Genomic DNA, 18,495 nt, shown 5'->3' on the forward strand with positions numbered 1-18,495 from the left:
CGTTTCACCGGCAGGAACAAGTCGCGTTTTGAAGAAAGGAACTTTGCGTTGAACGACATGCCGAGATGGAAAAACCGCCCGGAGGGTTCGAACTGGGGTGATTTCGGACCGGACGATCAGATTGGCAGGCTCAATCTCGTGACCCCCGACAAGGTTCTGGCAGCCGTCCGGGAGGTTCGGGAAGGCCGCAGCTTCTGCCTGAGCCTGCCGCTCGACTTTCCCGGTGGTACCGCCATCAACGCAAGCCGCAAACCGCCGGAAGTGCAGCCCGTGATGGATCAGGGCCGACCGAACATGAACTTCCCCTATTCCTGCAACAACCCGCACCATCTCGACGTGCTCTGCGACGACCAGGTCCTGCTGACGCTGCAATATTCGACGCAATGGGACAGCCTTGCCCATATCGGCCAGGAATTCGATGCCGACGGCGATGGCGTGGCCGAGCTCGTCTATTACAACGGCTTTCGCGGTGGCACGCATATTTCCGGCCCCGCCGACCACCAGACTGGCGGTGACAGCGGCGCCCCGAGCGGCGCCCGTGCCCTCGGAATAGAAAAGATGGCCGAGACCTCCGTGCAGGGGCGCGGTGTGATGATCGATTTCAAGGCGCATTTCGGCGAGGAACGCGTCTATGTGAATTACGATCAGCTGATGCGTGTGCTCGAGGCCGACAAGGTTGTCATCGAAAAAGGTGATTTCGTCTGCTTCCGCACCGGTTTCGACGAGATGCTCCTGTCGATGAACCGGCAGCCGGATGCCAAGAAACTTCGATCCTCCTTCGCAGCCCTGGACGGGCGCGATGAACGCATTCACCGCTGGATCGAGGAGACGGGCCTCGTTGCCCTGATTGCCGACAACATCGCCGTCGAAGCGACGCCGGCAAAGGCAAGCACCGCCGATCGATTCACGGCGCTGCCGCTGCACGAGGTCTGCCTGTTCAAGCTCGGCGTCTATCTCGGAGAATTCTGGCTTCTTTCGCCGCTGGCCGACTGGCTGCGCGAGCGCGGGCGCTCACGTTTTCTGCTAACGGCACCGCCGCTTCGCTTGCCGGGCGCCGTCGGCTCGCCGGCAACGCCGGTCGCAACCGTCTGATGCACAAGAGGGGCTCGCCAGGCGAGCCCCTCTCTCAGCATCTCCCCGTATCAGTTTTACCGGGACGGGCCAAGCGCGCCTTCATCCCACAGGGCCTTGATCCTGTCGGCATCGAGCCCGAATTCCGCCAGAAGCTCTTCCGTATGCTCACCGCAGACGGGCGGGATCCGTGTCGCAATAGCCGGCGTCTCGCTCATGCTGAAAGGCATGTTGACCGATTTCAGCACATGATCGCCCATGCGTTGCTCGACCACGCCGCCGATCGCGGCAAGCTGCGCGTCGTCTGCCGCTTCGCCGATATCGTTGACCTTGGAGACATTGACCTTGGCATCGCCGAGACGTTTGACGAGTTCGGCACAGCTCATCGTCTCGGTCACACTGGTCAGCGCGGAGATCAGCGCATCACGGTTCTGGCGACGATCGAAGGCCGTGTTGAAGATCGGCAGATCCAGGCTTTCCGGATTGAGCGCATGGGCGCAACGCCGCCACATGTCATCCGCCGGTGCGATGATGATGACCGTTCCATCGGTTGCCGGAAATGCCTGATTGGGGACGCTCAAATGGTTCGCCGTCCCCATTCGTCCGCGAATCGTGCCATCCAGCCAGTATTCGGTGTAGAAATAATTGAGCAGATGCGCGCCGCTTAACAGAAGCGAGGTCTCCACAAGCTGCCCTTCACCGCTCTTTTCCCGATGCAGCAGGGCCGCAAGAATGCCTGAAACGAGGCCGAGGCTTGCATGCAGGTCGATGATCGCCGAGCCGGCCCGCACCGGCGGCCGATCGGCCTCGCCGGTCAGGCTCATCAGGCCGCTATGGGCCTGCAACGCGATATCGTTCGCGCCGAGATGGGAGAGTGGCCCCGTCGGGCCGTAGGCCGAGAATTCGCAATAGACCAGACGCGGATTGATGGCATGCAAGGTCTCGTAATCGAGCCCGAATTTCGCCATCGCGCCAGGGCGAAAATTATGCACCAGCACATCGCATTGTTTTGCCATCTCGATGGCGAGATCGCGGGCCGACTGGCGCCGAAGATCCATCACGATGCTGCGCTTGTTCCGGTTGAGCGCCAGAAAGGAAGGGCTTGCGCCGAAATTCGCCATGCCCTCTTCGGTGACGCCGAATGTTCTTGCATCGTCACCATGGCCGATATCCTCAACCTTGATGATATCGGCACCGAGATCGCCAAGGATCTGGGTTGCCGCCGGACCGGCAAAAATCCTCGAAAAATCGAGAACACGGACGCCTTGTAGAACAGTTTGCACGTTTCGTTTCCTAATATCTGCGAGGGGACAGCCGCCAGTAGCGCCTGCCGGTAAGAGCGCGCGGATTTGAACAGGCAGTGTCGTAACACCGCGGCGGAGGCCCCAGAACATCCATCAAGCGAGAGGCAGTTTTGCAATCTTTGAAAGATTGCGCCGGTTTGGGCTTTACAAATGCCTCAGTCTGCTTTGCATATTCTGCAAAGATCATGGCTGCTTCGCAGTCGCCAGTGAGGGAGGAGAAACTCAATGGACAGTCTTCGCGCACTTCGCGTTTTTGCCATTACCGTGCGCAGCGGCAGCCTTTCGGCCGCAGGCCGGCAGATCGGCATGTCGCCCGCATCCGTATCGCGGCACGTCACCTCGCTGGAAGACCGCATCGGCAGCCGGCTGCTCAACCGCAGCAGCCGGAAGCTGACGCTGACCGAAGCCGGAGAACTCTATTTCCAGCATGCCGAGCAGATCCTGCATCAGCTGGAAGAGGCCGAACAGAGCGTATCGCAGCTGCAGGGGTCGCCGAAAGGCACCCTGCGGGTCCATTCTCGGCTTCTGTTCGGCACGCAGCACCTGATCGCCATCATGCCGGAATTCTTGAAAATATACCCGGAGATCAAAGTCGACCTGATGCTTTCCAACCAGGTGATCGATCTGGTCGAGCAGAATATCGATGTCGATATCCGCATCGGAAAACTGCAGGATTCGTCACTCATTGCCAAGAAACTCTGGGGAAGCGAACGGGTTCTCTGCGCCTCGCCCGGTTATCTCGAACACGCGCCGCCGCTGCACACGCCGAACGACCTTGCGGCGCATAATTGCCTCACTTACCGCCTCAACATGGGCCGCACGGTCTGGCGTTTCGCCGATTCCGAGGACATGATCACGGAAATCCCGGTCGAGGGTAATTTCCAGTCCGATTATGGCCCCGCCTTGCGGCAGATGGCGCTTGCAAATGCCGGCATAGCCCTGATGCCGGACTGGTCCGTGAAGGACGATCTGGAGAAAGGGCTGCTTGTCCAGCTTCTTCCGGATTTTCGCGTCAGTTACGCGGCCTTCGAGAACGGGGTCTATGCCGTCTATCAGCCAAGCCGTTACATGTCGGCAAAAGTCCGGGTCTTCATCGATTTCCTTGTCACAACCTGCCGCGAACGCATCGCCTGACAGCTGTCCGGCTTTGCAGTTTTCGGAAAGAAGCTTTTCCCGCCGCTTTCTTTTTCCGCCCCCGTCCTTCCGATAGGCCGTCGTGATCGTAGCTCCGTGCATTCGCGCGGACGCTTGCGGACAGGACGTGGGAGGAAATCATGTCGCAGAGCTTGCAGACGGCACGGATCGAAATGCGGGAGGCCGCTGACGGCAGGACGATCGCGATCGTCGTGATCGATCATCCGCCCGTCAATGCCGGTTCACATCAGATGCGTTCGGATCTGCTGCATGCTTTTGAACGATTGCGCGGCCACAAGAATATTGCCGGTGTCGTCCTGACCGGTGCGAACGAGAATTTTGTCGCCGGATCCGACATCAGGGAATTCGACGCTCCCCCGGTTGCCCCTCACCTTCCCGATGTCATCGCGGCGATCGAAGCATTCCCGCATCCGGTCATTGCGGCGATCGACGGCGCAGCACTTGGTGGTGGCTACGAACTGGCGCTCGGCTGCGACATGCGGATCGCCACCAAACGAAGCGTCGTCGGCCTGCCCGAAGTTTCGCTCGGGCTGGTGCCCGGCGCCGGCGGCACCCAGCGCCTGCCGCGGCTCGTCGGTATTGCCAAGGCGATCACGCTCATCACCTCGGCGCGCAGGGTAAAGGCAGAGGAGGCGAAATCGCTCGGCATGATCGATGAGCTGGTCGAGGGTGACGTCGTTTCGGCGGCAATCGCAATCCTTCCCGAAGCAAGCAAGGCACCGATCCGGGACAGAGGCGTGATCCGGTCCAGCGAGGAAGAGATACAGGAGGCGACCGCCGACGCCTTGAAAAAAGCACGCGGCTCGAAAGCCGCCGCAGCCGCCATCGACATCATCAAGAGTGCAGACCAGCTTCCGATCGACGAGGCGCTCGCTCAGGAGCGCGCAGCCTCGCTGGAAACCCGCGTCGGCGAACAGTCGAAAGCGCTGCGGCATCTGTTCTTTGCGGAGAGAGTGGTGTCCAAGGCCTATTCGGATGTGAAGCCGCGCCCGGTCCGGACCGTCGGGATCGTCGGCTTTGGCCCGATGGGACGCGGCATCGCCCTCGCCTTTGCCTCTCGCGGCTTTTCCGTGATCGCGGCAGAAGCGAGCCGCGAGCTTCTTGGACCGGCCATGGACCTTTTCCGCAAGGACGTCCGCGCTCTGGTCGACAGTGGCCGTCTGGCATCGGAAGGCGACATTACCGAACGCGTCAGCGCGAGCGATATCGATGGATTGGCGCCCTGTGATCTCATCGTCGAGGCAATCACGGAAAACATGGATGCGAAAAAGTCGGTTTTCGCGAGGCTTGCCGACATTGCGCCGGATGCCATCCTTGCCAGCAACACGTCCTATCTCGACATCAACGAGATCGCCTCCGTCACCGCGCGGCCCGAACGTGTCGCCGGCCTGCATTTCTTCAATCCGGCTAATGTCATGCGGCTCGTGGAAGTGATCTGGACGAAATCGAGTTCGCCGGAGACGATCGCGACGCTGATGGCGGTTGCCAAAAAGCTCGGCAAGATTGCTGTACCGGCGCAGGTGGCGGAAGGTTTCATCGGAAACCGCATCTTTAGCGCCTACCGGCAACAATGCGAATTCCTGATCGAAGACGGCGCCTATCCGGAAGAGATCGATCGCGCGATGCGCGAATTCGGCATGGCGATGGGCCCCTTCGCCGTCTTCGATCTCGCAGGTCTCGATATCGCCTGGGCAACACGAAAGCGGCTGGCGCCGACCCGCAATCCGCGCGAACGTTACGTCGACATCGCCGACAGGCTCTGCGAAGCCGGGCGTTTCGGCCGCAAGACCGGCAAGGGTTGGTATAATTACCAAAACGCGCCGGGTGGGGAGCCGGATCCGGCCGTAAACGCGATCATAGAAGAGGCTTCCGCCCGGAAGCGCATCGTCCGCCGCTCCTTTTCCACCGCTGAAATCCAGTCCCGGCTGATGGCTGCAATCGTCTATTCGGCGGCCGAGGTGCTGGCGAGCGGTATCGCCGAGCGCTCCTCGGATATCGACCTTGCCCTTGTAAACGGGTTCGGCTTCCCTTCCCTGAAAGGTGGCCCGCTTCATTGGGCTGCGAACCAGCCTCGGGCGGAGATTTTGGAGAGTATCGAAGCGATCCGGCGTGAAGAAGGCACCCATCGGAAGGCGCATATCGATATCGACGCAATGCTGCAGTCATTACTTCCAGCGGTCGCTTGATTGGAGGATATCGGTTAAGGCAATTCGTGTAAGTGCCAACAACAAAGCGCCCTCACACACAAAATGCGCTGGTGATGGGCTCATTGAGCTTGTCCGCACCGCAAACGGTCGTTGCAGCAGCCGACAAAACTAAACATCCGAGAGATGACCTACCGATACCGCCTACATATCAGGAAAGCTGCGCCAGCTCCCCGACCGTCTCGATCACCGCCGCCATGAGGTGCCTTGTACGCGCCGCAAGAACCTTGCCGCGGCGGCGCACCAGCCAGAGCTCATGATGGACGGGATGGGCAAGTTTTACGCAGGCAAGTGCCTCGCGCCGCGGATAGGTGTTCACGCCGCTGCGCGGCAGGATCGTATAGCCAATACCGCGCGCGACCGGCTCCGGGATCTGGCCGATCTGGTTGATGAAGCTGCGGATACGTAACCGTTCCAGGCCCGGATAGGCATCGGCAAAATTTGCCGAAAGCAGTTCGTCGGCATAGGCAAAACCGTCCGGATGGGCGATGAAGCCAAGCCGCTCCAGATCGGCATAACCGGGCGCCGACGGTTCACCGATCGGCACGAGGAGGCAAAGCTCGTCGGAGCCGATGAGATCCCCATCCAGACGTGGATGGGTCGGCTTGTGATCGGCAATGCCGATATCATAAAGCCCAGACAAGACGCCTTCCAGCACGCTTGCCTGCGGAGCTGCTTCGAGCTTCACGTTCAGGCCCTCGGATTGCTGCATCAAATCCAGCACCCGTGGGTAGATGAGCATGGCAAGACTGCCGGAGCATGCGAGCGAGACCGGGCCTTTGCCTGCGTCATCGCCATCGAATGCCTCGCGCAAGCGGCGCTCCTCCTCGCATCTTCGCCTGCCGTGATCGCGCACGGCCTCGCCTGCAGGCGTCAGGGTAAAACCCTTGCCATCGCGAGTGATCAACGGCTGGCCTATCTGGTCTTCGAGCTTTTTCAGCTGCTGCGACACACCCGGCTGGGTCATGTTGAGCCGCGCCGCAGCACGCGTGAAATGACCTTCCTCACAGAGGGTGACGAAGGTCTCCAGCCATTGGGCATTCAACATGGATCATTCCATTTCGTAATCATCATGCATTCATATCATAATTTTTTATGTCAGCGCATATCCGCTAGCAAGGATCACGATGATTGCCGGAGATCCTCCCTTGAGCCAGCCAACACACAAGACTTCACCCCGCAGCTTTTCGCACATCGGTCTTTCGGTGCCCGATCTCGACAAGGCGGTCGCGTTCTATCGCGATGTGCTCGGCTTTTACGTCATCATGCCGCCCACCCTGATCGAGCAGGACGAAACAGATATAGGCGTGATGTGCAGTGACGTCTTCGGCCCGGGCTGGGGCAAGTTCCGCATCGCGCATCTTGCGACGGCTGACAGGATCGGCATCGAGCTCTTCGAATTCGCCGGCAATCACGCGCCGGACAACAACCTTCCCTTCCGCCAGACGGGCATGTTCCATTTCGCCATCCAGGATCCGGACGTCGAGGGCCTGCTTGCGAAAATCGTCGCTGCCGGCGGCAAGCAGCGCATGCCGGTGCGCGAATATTTTCCGGGGAAGAAGCCGTATCGCATGGTCTATGTCGAGGACCCATTCGGCATCGTCTTCGAGCTCTATTCCCATTCCTACGAACTGACCTATTCGGCCGGCGCCTATAACTGAGATGACGCACGGTCTGACAGCACAATCCGCCATGCAGCGGGCATGGACCTGGCAGGGCAAGGACACGCCTGCCGGCCTCAAACTCTCCAGCATCGCCGTCCCGACACTCGCGGTCGGCGAGGTTCTCGTGCGCAACGAGATCATTGCGCTCAATCCGGTCGACTGGAAGGTACTCGCCAGCCCGCCGTCGTGGTCACAAGGACATGTGCCGGGTGTCGATGGCGCCGGCACGGTGGCGGCTGTCGAGGATGACAGCCTGAAGCCTTGGCTTGGAAAACGGGTCGTCTATCACCAGAGCCTGTATGCGCAGGGAAGCTTTGCCGACTATACGCCAATCGCAGCGCATGCGTTGATGCAGGTGCCGGACGGGCTCGGACTGCCGCTTGCCGCCAGCATGCCCTGCCCCGCGCTGACGGCCTGGCTGGCTCTTGAAAAGCTGCCGACCCGGCCGGGCGCAAAGCTTCTTGTCAGCGGCGCTGGCGGTGCGGTCGGAAACTATCTCGTCCAGCTTGCCTTGCAGCGGGAATTTTCAGTGACGGCGATATGCAACAGACGGCATTGGGATCGCCTGAAGCGCTATGGCGTTCGCGATCTGGTTGCCGGGCCCGTCGCATCGGATGACGAGCTGCCAAGTAATCTTCTCGATCGGTTTTTCGCCGTCATCGATACCGTTGGTGGCGCGCATGCGGCAATGCTTGCACCGGTGCTGGAGGCAAACGGTCATATCGTCTGCATCCAGGATCGCCTCACCGATTGGCCCTGCAAACCCTTCGGCCGCTGCCTTTCCGTTCACGAGGTAGCACTTGGCGCCATGCACGTCTTTGGTCGCAGCGACGCATGGGCGCGACTGGTCGAAGCCGGCAAGGCGATCATGAAACAGATTGCCGAAAACCGACTTCAGCCGGAGCCACTCCTGATCCGCGACTTTTCGATGTTGCCGGAGGTTCTGACCGAATTGAAGAACCGCACCTTCAGCGGCAAGCCGTTGATCAAGGTGAATTGAAGACAAATCCGAGGACTTCAGATGTCTGCAGCTTTTCAGCCCTTCACGCTCAAGGGTGTCACCCTTCGTAACCGGATCGCCGTGCCGCCCATGTGCCAATACAGCGCCAGAGATGGCTTTACCAACGAATGGCACTGGGCCCATTATGCGGGGCTTGCGCGCGGTGGTGCCGGTCTCGTCATTGTCGAGGCGACTGGTGTTTCGCCTGAGGGCCGCATCACGCCCGGCTGCACCGGCCTCTGGAAGGACGAGCAGACCGAAGGTATGGCGCGCATTGCCGCTTCCATCAAGGCGGCCGGCGCCGTTCCCGGCATCCAGATCGGCCATGCAGGACGCAAGGCAAGCGCCAACCTGCCGTGGGAAGGCGATGATCACATTGCCGATCACGATCCGCGCGGCTGGGAAACGATCTCGCCCTCGGCGATTGCCTTCGGCGGCGGCCTTTCCAAGCTGCCGCGGGAAATGACGATTGCCGACATCGAGCGCGTCAAGGCGGATTTCGTAAGCGCTGCAAAGCGCGCGCTTGAGGCAGGGTTCGAATGGCTCGAACTGCATTTCGCGCATGGTTATCTCGCGCAGAGCTTCTTTTCCGTCCACGCCAACACACGCACCGACGCCTATGGCGGTGACTCAGCCGGCCGCAACCGCTTCCTCATCGAAACTTTCGAGGCAGTGCGTAAGGTCTGGCCGGAAAACCTGCCCCTGACGGCGCGTTTCGGTGTGATCGAGTTCGACGGGCGCGACGAGGAGACGCTTGGAGAAGCCATCGCCTTGACGAAGATCCTGCGTGATGGCGGTCTAGACCTGATGAATGTCAGCATGGGCTTTTCCACCGTGGAAGCGAAGGTTCCCTGGGGGCCGTCGTTCCTCGTGCCGACGGTTGCCCGGGTGCGCAGGGAAACAGGCATGCCGGTCGCTTCTGCTTGGTGCATCGATGCGCCTACAGACATCGAAACAGCGGTGGCAAGCGAGCAGATGGATATCGTTATGATCGGCCGCGCCATGCTTGCCGACCCCCATTATCCCTATCAGATCGCGCTGGCCCTGAATGAAGAACGCCCGGCCTGGACGCTTCCGGCGCCCTATGCCCACTGGCTCTCCCGCTATCGCGGCGCCGGAAAAGGCGCAGCGCAATAAGCGCTACCGTTTCACGAACAAGGGAAGACGAAAAAATGGATGCAACACGACGCTCGGTGATCGTGGGGGCAGGCGCGCTCGCTTTTTCAGGCACATTTGCAACGGTTTCGAAAGCGGAAGCGCCGCTCAAGCTTACCGTCGCGACGCGATCTCCCTGGATGGCCAATCAGGTGGCACTGACCAGCAACAATGTCATGTTCCTGGGTTGCCCGCGCTACACGCCAGCGGAAGACACGCCGGCTCTCGTCCGTCGCGACGACACCGGACAAATGCATCCTTTTCCGGGCAATGCTTGGAACGAATGGAAACCGGGGGCAGATGGACGCGACGCCTTCGTCTATCTGAACTCCGTGCATATTTTCGCGGACGATACCGTCTGGGTCGTGGATCAGGGATCGCTAAGTGCAGATGCCTTCGACACGCAATATTCCATTCCGCAAACCGGCGCGCAGAAGATCGTCCAGCTGTCTGCCGAGACCGGTGCGATCCTTAAAATTCTTCGCTTTGATGAGAATATCCTGCCGGCCGGTGCGAAGATGAACGACCTGCGCTTCCACGGGTCAAAAATGTATGTGACGGAATCCGGGCTCGGTGCACTGATCATCCACGATCTGGAAACCGGCCAGACGACAAGGCGCTTGTCGGGCCGCCCGTCGATGATGGCCAAAAGCGTATCCATGACGCTGGCACTGCAGCCGGACGGTAAGGAAAAGCCTTTCACGCCGCCGAATGCCGATCTGATCGAGATCAGCCAGGACGGCCAATGGCTTTTCTGGGCGGCGCCGACCGGGCCGCTCTACAGGATCCAGACAGATCATCTCAACGATCAGACCTTGAGTGACGACGTACTTGAGAAACACATCGAAAAAGTCGCCGACATCGAGTTTTCCAGCGGCTGCGCCATGGATACGTACGGCAATTTCTACGCATGCGAAACCAAGACCGGCAGGATCACGGTGATCGCGCCTTCAGGCAAGAAAACCATACTGACTTCCGATCCCGACTTCGTTCGACCTGACGGCGCCTTCATCTCGGCGGATCGGCATCTTTATGTTCCCCGCAAGCCGCGCGAACCTGGCGGCACGGAAAAAACGCCATTCGCAATCTATTCGATCGCGCTGCCTGAAAGCTTTGATGGCATCCACCTCGGTAATGCAGTCACCGGATAGGCGGCATTGACGACAGCTTCGACGCTTCACGCCGTAAAACAACAATGACCGGAAACCCGCGGCCCCGGCCATTGCTGTCATCGCTTTGGATGTTTCTAGAGTTGGCCCAGCTGGGTCAGGCGCTGGTGAAGAGGTCTCCGGTATAGAATTTTTCAGGTGCCAGCGGATCCTTCACCGTGCCGAATTCCTGGAACATCTTGTTGAAATCGGTCAGCCATTTGTTGACCGTGCCGTCCTTGGTAAAGGCGTCGAGTTCCTTCGAGGTCAGCATCTTGCGGCTGCGGGCGACCTTTTCGGTGGCTTCCTTCGGCGCATTCAGGAAGGCCGTGGTAATCTCGATCGAGTGATCGAGATTGGCAACGCGGTAATCCATCGCCTTCTTCATCACCCGCAGGAATTTTTTGACGAGATCCGGATTCTGCTCGACGATTTCGTTGCGGGCCACGAACGTGTTGATGAACGAGGTCTGCGGATAGAAGTCCTGGTTGGATGCCAATTCCTTCATATCCGGCACCCGCGGCTTGATCGTATCGATCAGCGGATACCAGATGCCGGCCGCCTCGATCTGTTTCGAAGTGAAGGCGGCAACGACAGTGGACGGATCCATCGGCACCATCTGGATATCGTTGATCGTCATGCCGGCCTTGGTCAGTGCCATGCGCAGGATCATGTCGCCGGACGTGCCCTGCGGCACGCCGACCTTCTTGCCCTTGAGATCAGCCATCGAGGCGATGCCGGCCTGCGCGATCACCCGGTCGGAAAAGCCGATATCGTTGACGCCGACCACCTTGGCGCGGCCGCTGGCCGGCAGCCAGAGCGCGCCGGGGCCGATCGTGCCGAAATTGAGGCTGCCCGCCCCCATCGCCTGGATCTGGATCGGACCATTGGTGAAGACTTTGACGGATGGCTCGATGCCTTCCGCTTCCCAGAGCTTTTGCTCCTTGGCGATGGCAAGCACGCTGGCATTCGGGAAATCGGCAATATAGCCGATGCTCATGTCGGCGGACTGGGCGCGGGCCTTGCCGCCGATCGAAAACGCGCTTGCGCCGGCAAGAGCAGCGCTGGTCACCATAAGATGTCGTCTCGTCAGCATAGTCATTCCTCCTTTGACGGGCTGATGCATTTCTTTCGCAAGGCTCAGGCGGCAGCGGCCGGGTGATAGACCGACCGCCAGACCTCATTGCGCAATTCCGAAAATTCCGCCGAAAGCCGCATGTCCTCGGTGCGAGGATAAGGCAGATCGACATTGACGATCTTATGCAGCCGGCCCGGCCGCGCCGCCATGACCACGACACGGCTTGCCAGATAGACCGCCTCGTCCACGTCATGGGTGATGAACATCACCGTGCGCCGCTCCTTGCTCCACATGGCGAGCAACTGATCCTGAAGCTGCACACGGGTCAAAGCATCCAATGCTCCGAAAGGCTCATCCATGAGCAGGATTTTCGGATTGACCGCATAGGCACGCGCGATCGCGCAGCGCTGCTTCATGCCGCCCGACAGAGTCTTCGGCAGCGAATTGGCAAAGTCTGAGAGGCCGACGAGCTCGATGAAGTGATCGGCGATCCGCCGACGCTCATCCTTCGGCTTGCCCGCGATCTGCAGACCGAACTCGACGTTTTCCCGCACCGTCAGCCAGGGAAAAAGCGCATATTGCTGAAAAATGACGCCGCGCTCCGGCCCCGGCCCTTTCACGGGCGCATTGTCAACCAGGACCTGGCCGGATGTCGGCATGGTCAGGCCGGCGGCAATGTTCATCGCGGTCGACTTGCCGCAGCCGGAAGGGCCGACGACCGTGATGAACTCACCATCCTCGATGTCCAGATTGAGGCCTTCAAGCGCAGTGAAGGCCGTCTTGCCGGCGATGTCGAAGGTCTTGCGGACGTTCTTGAACGAGATCTTCGGGGTCATAACTTCTCCTGCCAGGCGGTGAGCACGCCATCGATCGCCATGACGATCCGGTCCATGATCAGGCCCAGAATACCGATCGAGATGAGGCTGACGAAAATGGTCGCAAGGTCGTAATAAAGCTGCGCCTGCTGCATGCGGAAACCGAGACCGGATTGCGCCGCGATGAGTTCGGCCGCAACGACGGTCGACCAGGACGAACCGAGGCCGATCCGCACGCCAACCATGATATAGGGCAGAGAGGCCGGCACGATGACACGGCGAAAAATGGTGAAGTCATTGGCGCCGAGCACACGGGCGGCGTTGATCATCGTCCGATCGACGCTGATGACGCCCTGATAGGTGGCAACGACAGACGAGAGAAACGATGCGAGGAAGATGACGAAGATCTTAGGCATCTCGTCGATACCCATCGTCACGATCGCCAGCGGAATGATGGCAAGCGGCGGAATGGTGCGAAAGAACTGCACATAGGGCTCGATGATCGCACGGGCGATCTTGTACCAGCCCATCAGGAAACCGACCGGAATGGCAACGAGGATGCCGAGCGCAAAACCGGTGAAGACGCGGCCAAGGCTTGCCAGCGCATCCGACCACAAAAGCCCGTTCTCGGCCTGGATCACCGCCTGTTTGGCGACAGCAAGCGGCGTTGGCAGCCCGACCACGCCAAAGGATGTCACCAGTCCCCAGAGGAGAATACCGACGACGACAGCGACGATATTGATCGCCAGCATGCCGAACGGGCGTGAGAGCATCGGCAAGCCCTTCGCACTTTCGGGTGTATTTTCGCTTTCCATGACTGCCAAGATCACTCCTCCCCGAGCATTCGGCCAGTGTATTCGATGGGTTCAGCGCATCGACGCCATGACATCCCGCGTCTTGAAATTGGATTCGATCAGCCAGTCGCGCATGACATCGAGAAGTTCGCGCTTGCGATCCTCGTGGACGGGATCGCTCCAGAGGTTCTTCACCTCACTCGGATCGTTTTCCAGATCGAAGAGCTGACCGTCATCAGACCCCTTGAAATGTACAAGCTTCCATTTGTCACTGCGCACGCCGGTCATGAATTCCACACCGCCGGCCATTGCCACATCGCCGATCTGCTCGCAGAAAACATGCGTCCGTGGCGTCCAGTCCTTGCCCTCCAAGGCTGGGCGAAGGCTCTTTGCCTCGAATGTCTTCGGCGGCGTGATGCCGGCATAATCCAGAATTGTCGGGCCGAGATCGAAGAGCTGGCACAACCCGTCCACCGTCCGGCCACCTTCGAACCTGCCGGCTGTAGACCAGATCACCGTCGGGACGCGGGTGACGATGTCATACATCGACCATTTCTGGATCAGCCCATGTTCGCCAAGGCATTCGCCATGGTCTGACGTGAAGATGACGATCGCATCCTCCAGATAACCGCGCTCCTTCAGCGAGGCGAGCAGCTCGCCAACCTTCTCGTCGATCAGCGTCACGTTGCCGAGATAATGCGCCCAGAGCCGCTGCATCTGGTCTGCCGTCGGATCGAGGCTCCAGACGACGGAATCGTGATCGACCTCGACATCGTGCTGGCGCTTGTCCTTCAACTCCTGATGCAGGCTGTCCAGTTCTTCCCTCGTCGGCTTCGGCAGCGGCAGATCGTTGCGCTTCAGGTAACGCTCCGTGTAGCGCGCCGGCGGATCGAAGGGCGGGTGCGGACCGGGGAACCCGACCTGCAGGAAAAGCGGTTCGGTTGGCGGATAGGTTTCCACCCACCACTTCGCCATATTGCCGACAAAAGCGTCGGAATGCAGCGCCTCCGGCAATTCCCAATCGAAACAGCCGAGCCTGTCGCGATAATCGGCGCGCTCGCGATAAAATTCGCGCTGCTGCTTGACGAGGCCATTGGCGGCCAGCGCCTTGTCCCATTCGTCAAAGTACCAGCGCCCTTCCATGTAGCGGTCCTTGTTTTCCACCACGTAGCGTTCATGGAAACCGCTGTCGGAATTATAGGGAATGGTGTGCATCTTGCCGACATTGACGCAGCGATAACCGGCGTCACGCAGGCTCTCGACCCAGGTATGCTGCCATTTCTGGCCATTGGCGAGCACGCCGGTCGTATGCGGATAATAGCCGGTGAACAGGCTGGCGCGCGACGGCACGCAGCTTGGCGCGGTGATATGGCAATTGGTGAGCGCCACGCCCTTTTCGATCATCGCATCGATATTCGGTGTATGGGCATAAGGATAACCGAGCGCCGCGATGGAATCGTAGCGCTGCTGGTCAGTCATGATCAAAATGATGTTCGGCCTGTCAGCCATAAATCCTGCTCCTCCCGGCACGCCGAAACGTGCGTGCGACGGTCACTCGACCATGCAAAAGGACCCTCTCTCCCGCCTTTTGCTTGCCTCTCCTCACAATTGATGGCACAAAGTTATCGTTAACGCAACGATCACTTTTCTCGTTCTCAGAACATGGCCTGCAGGTAAGACCTATGACGATCGACATGGATGGCAAGCACATTGACGAAACGAAGGAGCTGGATGGAAAAGATGTCCGCAGCGTTCCGACACTTGCTTCCATCGCCGAAAAAGTCGGCGTTTCCGTCAATACGGTGTCGCGCGCCTTGCGGGCGCCGAACACGGTGCGCGCCGAACTGCGCAAGCGCATCAATGTGGCGATGGACGAACTGAACTACGTGCCGAACCGGCTGGCGGGTGGCCTTTCTGGCATGCGCACGGACATTGTCGGCGTCGTCGTCACCTCGCTCTATTATTCAGAATTCGCCAGCATTATCGACACGCTGCAATCTGCCCTGCTCGAACGCGACCTGCAGGTCATGCTCGCCAACACTCGCTATAATCCCGATCAGGAGATCAAGCTGGTCCGCTCGATCCTCAGCTGGCGCCCGGCGGCCGTGGCGATCATCGGCATCGATCATCCGCCCAAAGTGGTTGAGCTGTTGAAAGCTTCCGGCATCCCGATCATCGAAATGTGGGATACCGGCGGCAACGTGATCGATACCGCAATCGGCTTCGACCATCAGGCCGTCGGCGCCGCCCAGGCGCGCCACCTGATCGACCAGGGCTACAAAAAGCTCGCCTTCGTCGGCAGCCTGCGGGAAAACGACCGACGCGCGCAAAAACGCCTTCTCGGCCTCGAGGCAGAGGCTGCCAGGGCCGGCATCGCGGCGATTGCCAAGCGCACCGAACCGCAGGGCGGAAGTCCCGATCTCGGTGAAAGGCTTGCCGGGGAACTGCTCGAAACCCATAGCGAGATCGGCGCCATCGTCTGCAACAGCGACGTCGTCGCTTTCGGCGTTCTGCGCGCCCTGAAAAAGCGCGGCAAGCGCGTGCCCGAGGATATCGGCGTGATCGCCTTCGGCGACAACGAGGCCGCCGCCTGTGTCACCCCCTCGCTCACCACCATCCGCCCCGACCGTGAAAAGATCGGCCGGCTGACCGCCGACGCCATTGTCGCCCGCATCAATGGCGGTGAACCGCAGACGACGGTGGTGGATTGGCAGCTGATGTTTCGCGACAGCACGCGGCGGAAGGATTAGTGCCCCTGCCGCTTAAGCCCCGCCCTGCCGCGACCTGCTTTCCGGCGTCCGGCTGGAATTGGCGCCGAGCCTGACGCTTGCCAGCGTCCAGCCCTGCGTTTTCAGCGAGCTTTCGATTCGCCATGCCAGGATCGCGTTGATCAGTTCCTGTTTCACCGCCTGATGCGCCGGATCAGACCAGAGATTGTTCACCTCCGTCGGATCGGCCTGCATATCGAACAGCTGCCCTTCGTTGCTGTCAACGAAATGCACGAGCTTGTAGCGGGCGCTGCGGATCATCGTCATGAATTTCGTGCCGCTGAAAATCCGGTCGCCCGCATGTTCGGAAAAGACGTAATTTCGCGGCTCGCATTCCTCTCCGCGCAGATAGGGCATCAGCGACTGCGCTTCCATCCAGTCCGGAACTGGCACACTCGCCATCTCCAGAATGGTCGGCGCGAAATCGAACAGCGACACGAGGTCGTCCACAACCCTGCCTTCCGCCACTTTGCCTGGCGCCCAGACGATCGCCGGCACACGCACACTGTGCTCGTACATCGACCATTTCTGGCTATGGCCGTGATCGTTCAGGCTGTCGCCATGGTCGGAGGTAAAAATGATGATCGTATCGTCGAGCACGCCGCGTCGCTCGACCGCCTCGATAAGCTTGCCCATCTGGGTGTCGATCATGGAAACATTGGCGAAATAATGCTGTCGCTGACGGCGCGTCTGGTCACTTGTCGGATCGGGCAGATGCACGACCGCATCGTGATCGACAGAGAGATGCTGATCGCGCAGCACTTTCAGGGCTGCCGGCTGGGCGGCGATATCCTCGGCGCTGAGGATCGGTTCCGGCAGGTCGGCGTCGGCATACATGTCCAGATAATCCTGGGTCGGATCATAGGGCGGGTGCGGGCCGGGAATGCCGATCTGCAGGAAGAAGGGTTCATTGCCGGTATAGGCATCAAGCCACATCTGCGCGAGCGCCGAGACGAAATTGTCGGAATGCAGATCTTCCGGCAGGTTCCAGACGAAGGCGCCGAGCGAAGAGCGGTAATCTTCCCGCCGGCGATAAGTGACCCGACTCGGCTTTTCGAAACCGCGTGTCCAGATCGCCTTGTCCCACTGGTCGAGAAAGAAAGGCAGGCGCGCCGTGGCGCGATCCTTGTTCTCCACCACATGCCGCTCGTGAAACCCGAAGGAATCCTCGAAGGGCGATGTGTGCATCTTGCCGACATTGACACAGCGATATCCGGCATCGGCCATCAGCTGCACCCAGCTGAAAGCCCAGGGTTCGTCATTGCGGAAAACACCGTTCGTATGCGGATAGACACCGGTAAACAGGCTGGCCCGCGAGGGTGCGCAGGAGGGTGACGTGACATAGGTTTGGCGGAAATAGGTGCCTTCCTTCACCATCCGGTCGAGATTGGGCGTCTTCATATAGGGAAAACCGCCGGCTGCGATCGTGTCGAACCGCTGCTGATCCGTGATGACGAAGATGATGTTCGGCTTTTTCGTCTGCTCTGACACGTATTCCTCCATTTGATGCCTGCATGCTATCTGCCTGCCGCGGCGGCCTCCCCGACCGCTCCGGCCCTAACACTCTGTGCTATGCCCGACCGCAGAAAATCTGTAGCACGAAAAGGAAAGCCTGCACCCCACACGATGCCGGCTTTGCCTGCGGACAAGGGGAGAACCGATGGCGACCATCCTGATCACCGGCTGCGACCGCGGCCTCGGCGAGGAATTCGCGCTTCAATATGCAGCCGACGGAAACCGGGTGATCGCCACCTGTCTCGACCCCGATGCGTTCAAGGCACGCCATGCTGGCCAAACCGATATCGAGGCGGTCAAGCTCGACGTTACCGATGAAAGCGCCGTCGCGAAACTTGCAGCCCGGCTGGACGGCGTCGCAATCGACATCCTCATCAACAATGCCGGCATTCCGGGTCCGCACCCGCCTCTTGGCGAAACGGACCTGACGCTCTGGCGGCAAATGCTGGAGGTCAACCTGATCGCCCCCTTCATCATCTCGAAGGCCTTTGCCGCGCATGTGGAAAAGAGCGAGCAGAAGGTGATCGCTTTCATCACCAGCCGCATGGGCTCGATTTCCCTCAACAATACCGGCCGATCCTATGGCTATCGCTCTACCAAGGCCGGCCTCAATATGGTGATGAAAAGCCTCGCCATCGATCTCGGACCGCAACAGATCTGCGTGCTCGGCATCCATCCCGGCAATGTCGCGGCGACCGGCGGCCGTGGCCTAACTTTCTCCGAGAGCGTGATGCGCATGCGCGAGGTGATCGACCATTCCGGCCCGCACCAGACGGGCACGTTCTACAACTACAATGGCCAGATCCTGCCCTGGTAGGATTCGT

The 18,495-nt window shown here is 60.0% G+C and carries 16 protein-coding genes; 9 read left to right on the forward strand and 7 right to left on the reverse strand.

Annotated elements, in window-relative coordinates:
• Positions 1 to 57: 57 nt before the first annotated feature.
• Complete coding sequence (locus FHW37_RS29820; protein ID WP_145643255.1) at positions 58 to 1,092, forward strand: cyclase family protein; 1,035 nt, start codon at positions 58 to 60, stop codon at positions 1,090 to 1,092.
• A 56-nt stretch (positions 1,093 to 1,148) separates the two neighbouring features.
• On the opposite strand, the gene FHW37_RS29825 is transcribed toward FHW37_RS29820, so the two are convergent.
• Complete coding sequence (locus tag FHW37_RS29825; protein WP_210249344.1) at positions 1,149 to 2,354, reverse strand: CaiB/BaiF CoA transferase family protein; 1,206 nt, start codon at positions 2,352 to 2,354, stop codon at positions 1,149 to 1,151.
• 246 nt (positions 2,355 to 2,600) lie between these two features.
• On the opposite strand from FHW37_RS29825, the gene FHW37_RS29830 reads away from it, so the two are divergent.
• Together FHW37_RS29830 and FHW37_RS29835 are read left to right on the forward strand one after the other, a co-directional pair.
• Complete coding sequence (locus tag FHW37_RS29830; protein WP_145643162.1) at positions 2,601 to 3,509, forward strand: LysR family transcriptional regulator; 909 nt, start codon at positions 2,601 to 2,603, stop codon at positions 3,507 to 3,509.
• Positions 3,510 to 3,649: 140 nt separating this feature from the next.
• Positions 3,650 to 5,716, forward strand: coding sequence for a 3-hydroxyacyl-CoA dehydrogenase NAD-binding domain-containing protein (locus FHW37_RS29835; RefSeq protein ID WP_246690994.1), 2,067 nt, complete (start codon positions 3,650 to 3,652; stop codon positions 5,714 to 5,716).
• A gap of 169 nt (positions 5,717 to 5,885) precedes the next feature.
• Here the strand turns inward: FHW37_RS29835 and FHW37_RS29840 are convergent, their stop codons facing one another.
• Positions 5,886 to 6,782 (reverse strand): LysR family transcriptional regulator, encoded by an 897-nt coding sequence (locus FHW37_RS29840; protein WP_145643164.1) that lies wholly within the window; start codon positions 6,780 to 6,782, stop codon positions 5,886 to 5,888.
• A gap of 100 nt (positions 6,783 to 6,882) precedes the next feature.
• On the opposite strand from FHW37_RS29840, the gene FHW37_RS29845 reads away from it, so the two are divergent.
• Genes FHW37_RS29845 through FHW37_RS29860 form a run of 4 tightly spaced genes read left to right on the forward strand, consistent with a single transcriptional unit; the run spans position 6,883 to position 10,704 of the window.
• Complete coding sequence (locus FHW37_RS29845) at positions 6,883 to 7,395, forward strand: lactoylglutathione lyase family protein (protein WP_246690995.1); 513 nt, start codon at positions 6,883 to 6,885, stop codon at positions 7,393 to 7,395.
• Position 7,396: 1 nt separating this feature from the next.
• On the forward strand, positions 7,397 to 8,398 hold the full coding sequence (locus tag FHW37_RS29850) for a zinc-binding dehydrogenase (RefSeq protein WP_210249345.1): 1,002 nt from the start codon (positions 7,397 to 7,399) through the stop codon (positions 8,396 to 8,398).
• Between the two features lie 21 nt (positions 8,399 to 8,419).
• Entirely contained in the window at positions 8,420 to 9,535 is a 1,116-nt protein-coding gene (locus FHW37_RS29855) for an NADH:flavin oxidoreductase/NADH oxidase (RefSeq protein WP_145643168.1), read from the forward strand.
• Between the two features lie 35 nt (positions 9,536 to 9,570).
• Complete coding sequence (locus FHW37_RS29860; RefSeq protein ID WP_145643170.1) at positions 9,571 to 10,704, forward strand: hypothetical protein; 1,134 nt, start codon at positions 9,571 to 9,573, stop codon at positions 10,702 to 10,704.
• Positions 10,705 to 10,819: 115 nt separating this feature from the next.
• Here the strand turns inward: FHW37_RS29860 and FHW37_RS29865 are convergent, their stop codons facing one another.
• The 4 genes from FHW37_RS29865 to FHW37_RS29880 form a co-directional block, all read right to left on the reverse strand.
• On the reverse strand, positions 10,820 to 11,794 hold the full coding sequence (locus FHW37_RS29865; RefSeq protein WP_432442913.1) for an aliphatic sulfonate ABC transporter substrate-binding protein: 975 nt from the start codon (positions 11,792 to 11,794) through the stop codon (positions 10,820 to 10,822).
• A gap of 47 nt (positions 11,795 to 11,841) precedes the next feature.
• Positions 11,842 to 12,615 carry an ABC transporter ATP-binding protein gene (locus FHW37_RS29870; RefSeq protein ID WP_145643173.1) on the reverse strand — a complete coding sequence of 258 codons (774 nt, stop codon included), beginning with the start codon at positions 12,613 to 12,615 and terminating at the stop codon, positions 11,842 to 11,844.
• Positions 12,612 to 13,367, reverse strand: coding sequence for an ABC transporter permease (locus FHW37_RS29875; protein WP_145643258.1), 756 nt, complete (start codon positions 13,365 to 13,367; stop codon positions 12,612 to 12,614). Before FHW37_RS29875 ends, FHW37_RS29870 begins: the two co-directional genes overlap by 4 nt.
• 93 nt (positions 13,368 to 13,460) lie before the next feature.
• Entirely contained in the window at positions 13,461 to 14,897 is a 1,437-nt protein-coding gene (locus FHW37_RS29880; protein WP_145643175.1) for a sulfatase family protein, read from the reverse strand.
• Between the two features lie 173 nt (positions 14,898 to 15,070).
• Here FHW37_RS29880 and FHW37_RS29885 point away from each other — a divergent pair, with 173 nt between their 5' ends.
• Entirely contained in the window at positions 15,071 to 16,138 is a 1,068-nt protein-coding gene (locus tag FHW37_RS29885) for a LacI family DNA-binding transcriptional regulator (RefSeq protein ID WP_145643176.1), read from the forward strand.
• Between the two features lie 12 nt (positions 16,139 to 16,150).
• Here the strand turns inward: FHW37_RS29885 and FHW37_RS29890 are convergent, their stop codons facing one another.
• A complete protein-coding gene (locus FHW37_RS29890; RefSeq protein ID WP_145643178.1) occupies positions 16,151 to 17,647 on the reverse strand; it encodes a sulfatase family protein in 1,497 nt (498 codons plus the stop codon).
• Positions 17,648 to 17,816: 169 nt separating this feature from the next.
• Here FHW37_RS29890 and FHW37_RS29895 point away from each other — a divergent pair, with 169 nt between their 5' ends.
• Positions 17,817 to 18,488 (forward strand): SDR family oxidoreductase, encoded by a 672-nt coding sequence (locus FHW37_RS29895; RefSeq protein ID WP_145643180.1) that lies wholly within the window; start codon positions 17,817 to 17,819, stop codon positions 18,486 to 18,488.
• Positions 18,489 to 18,495: the final 7 nt, after the last annotated feature.

Origin of the sequence: Neorhizobium alkalisoli, from assembly GCF_007829835.1 — a bacterium.
Taxonomy (GTDB): domain Bacteria; phylum Pseudomonadota; class Alphaproteobacteria; order Rhizobiales; family Rhizobiaceae; genus Neorhizobium.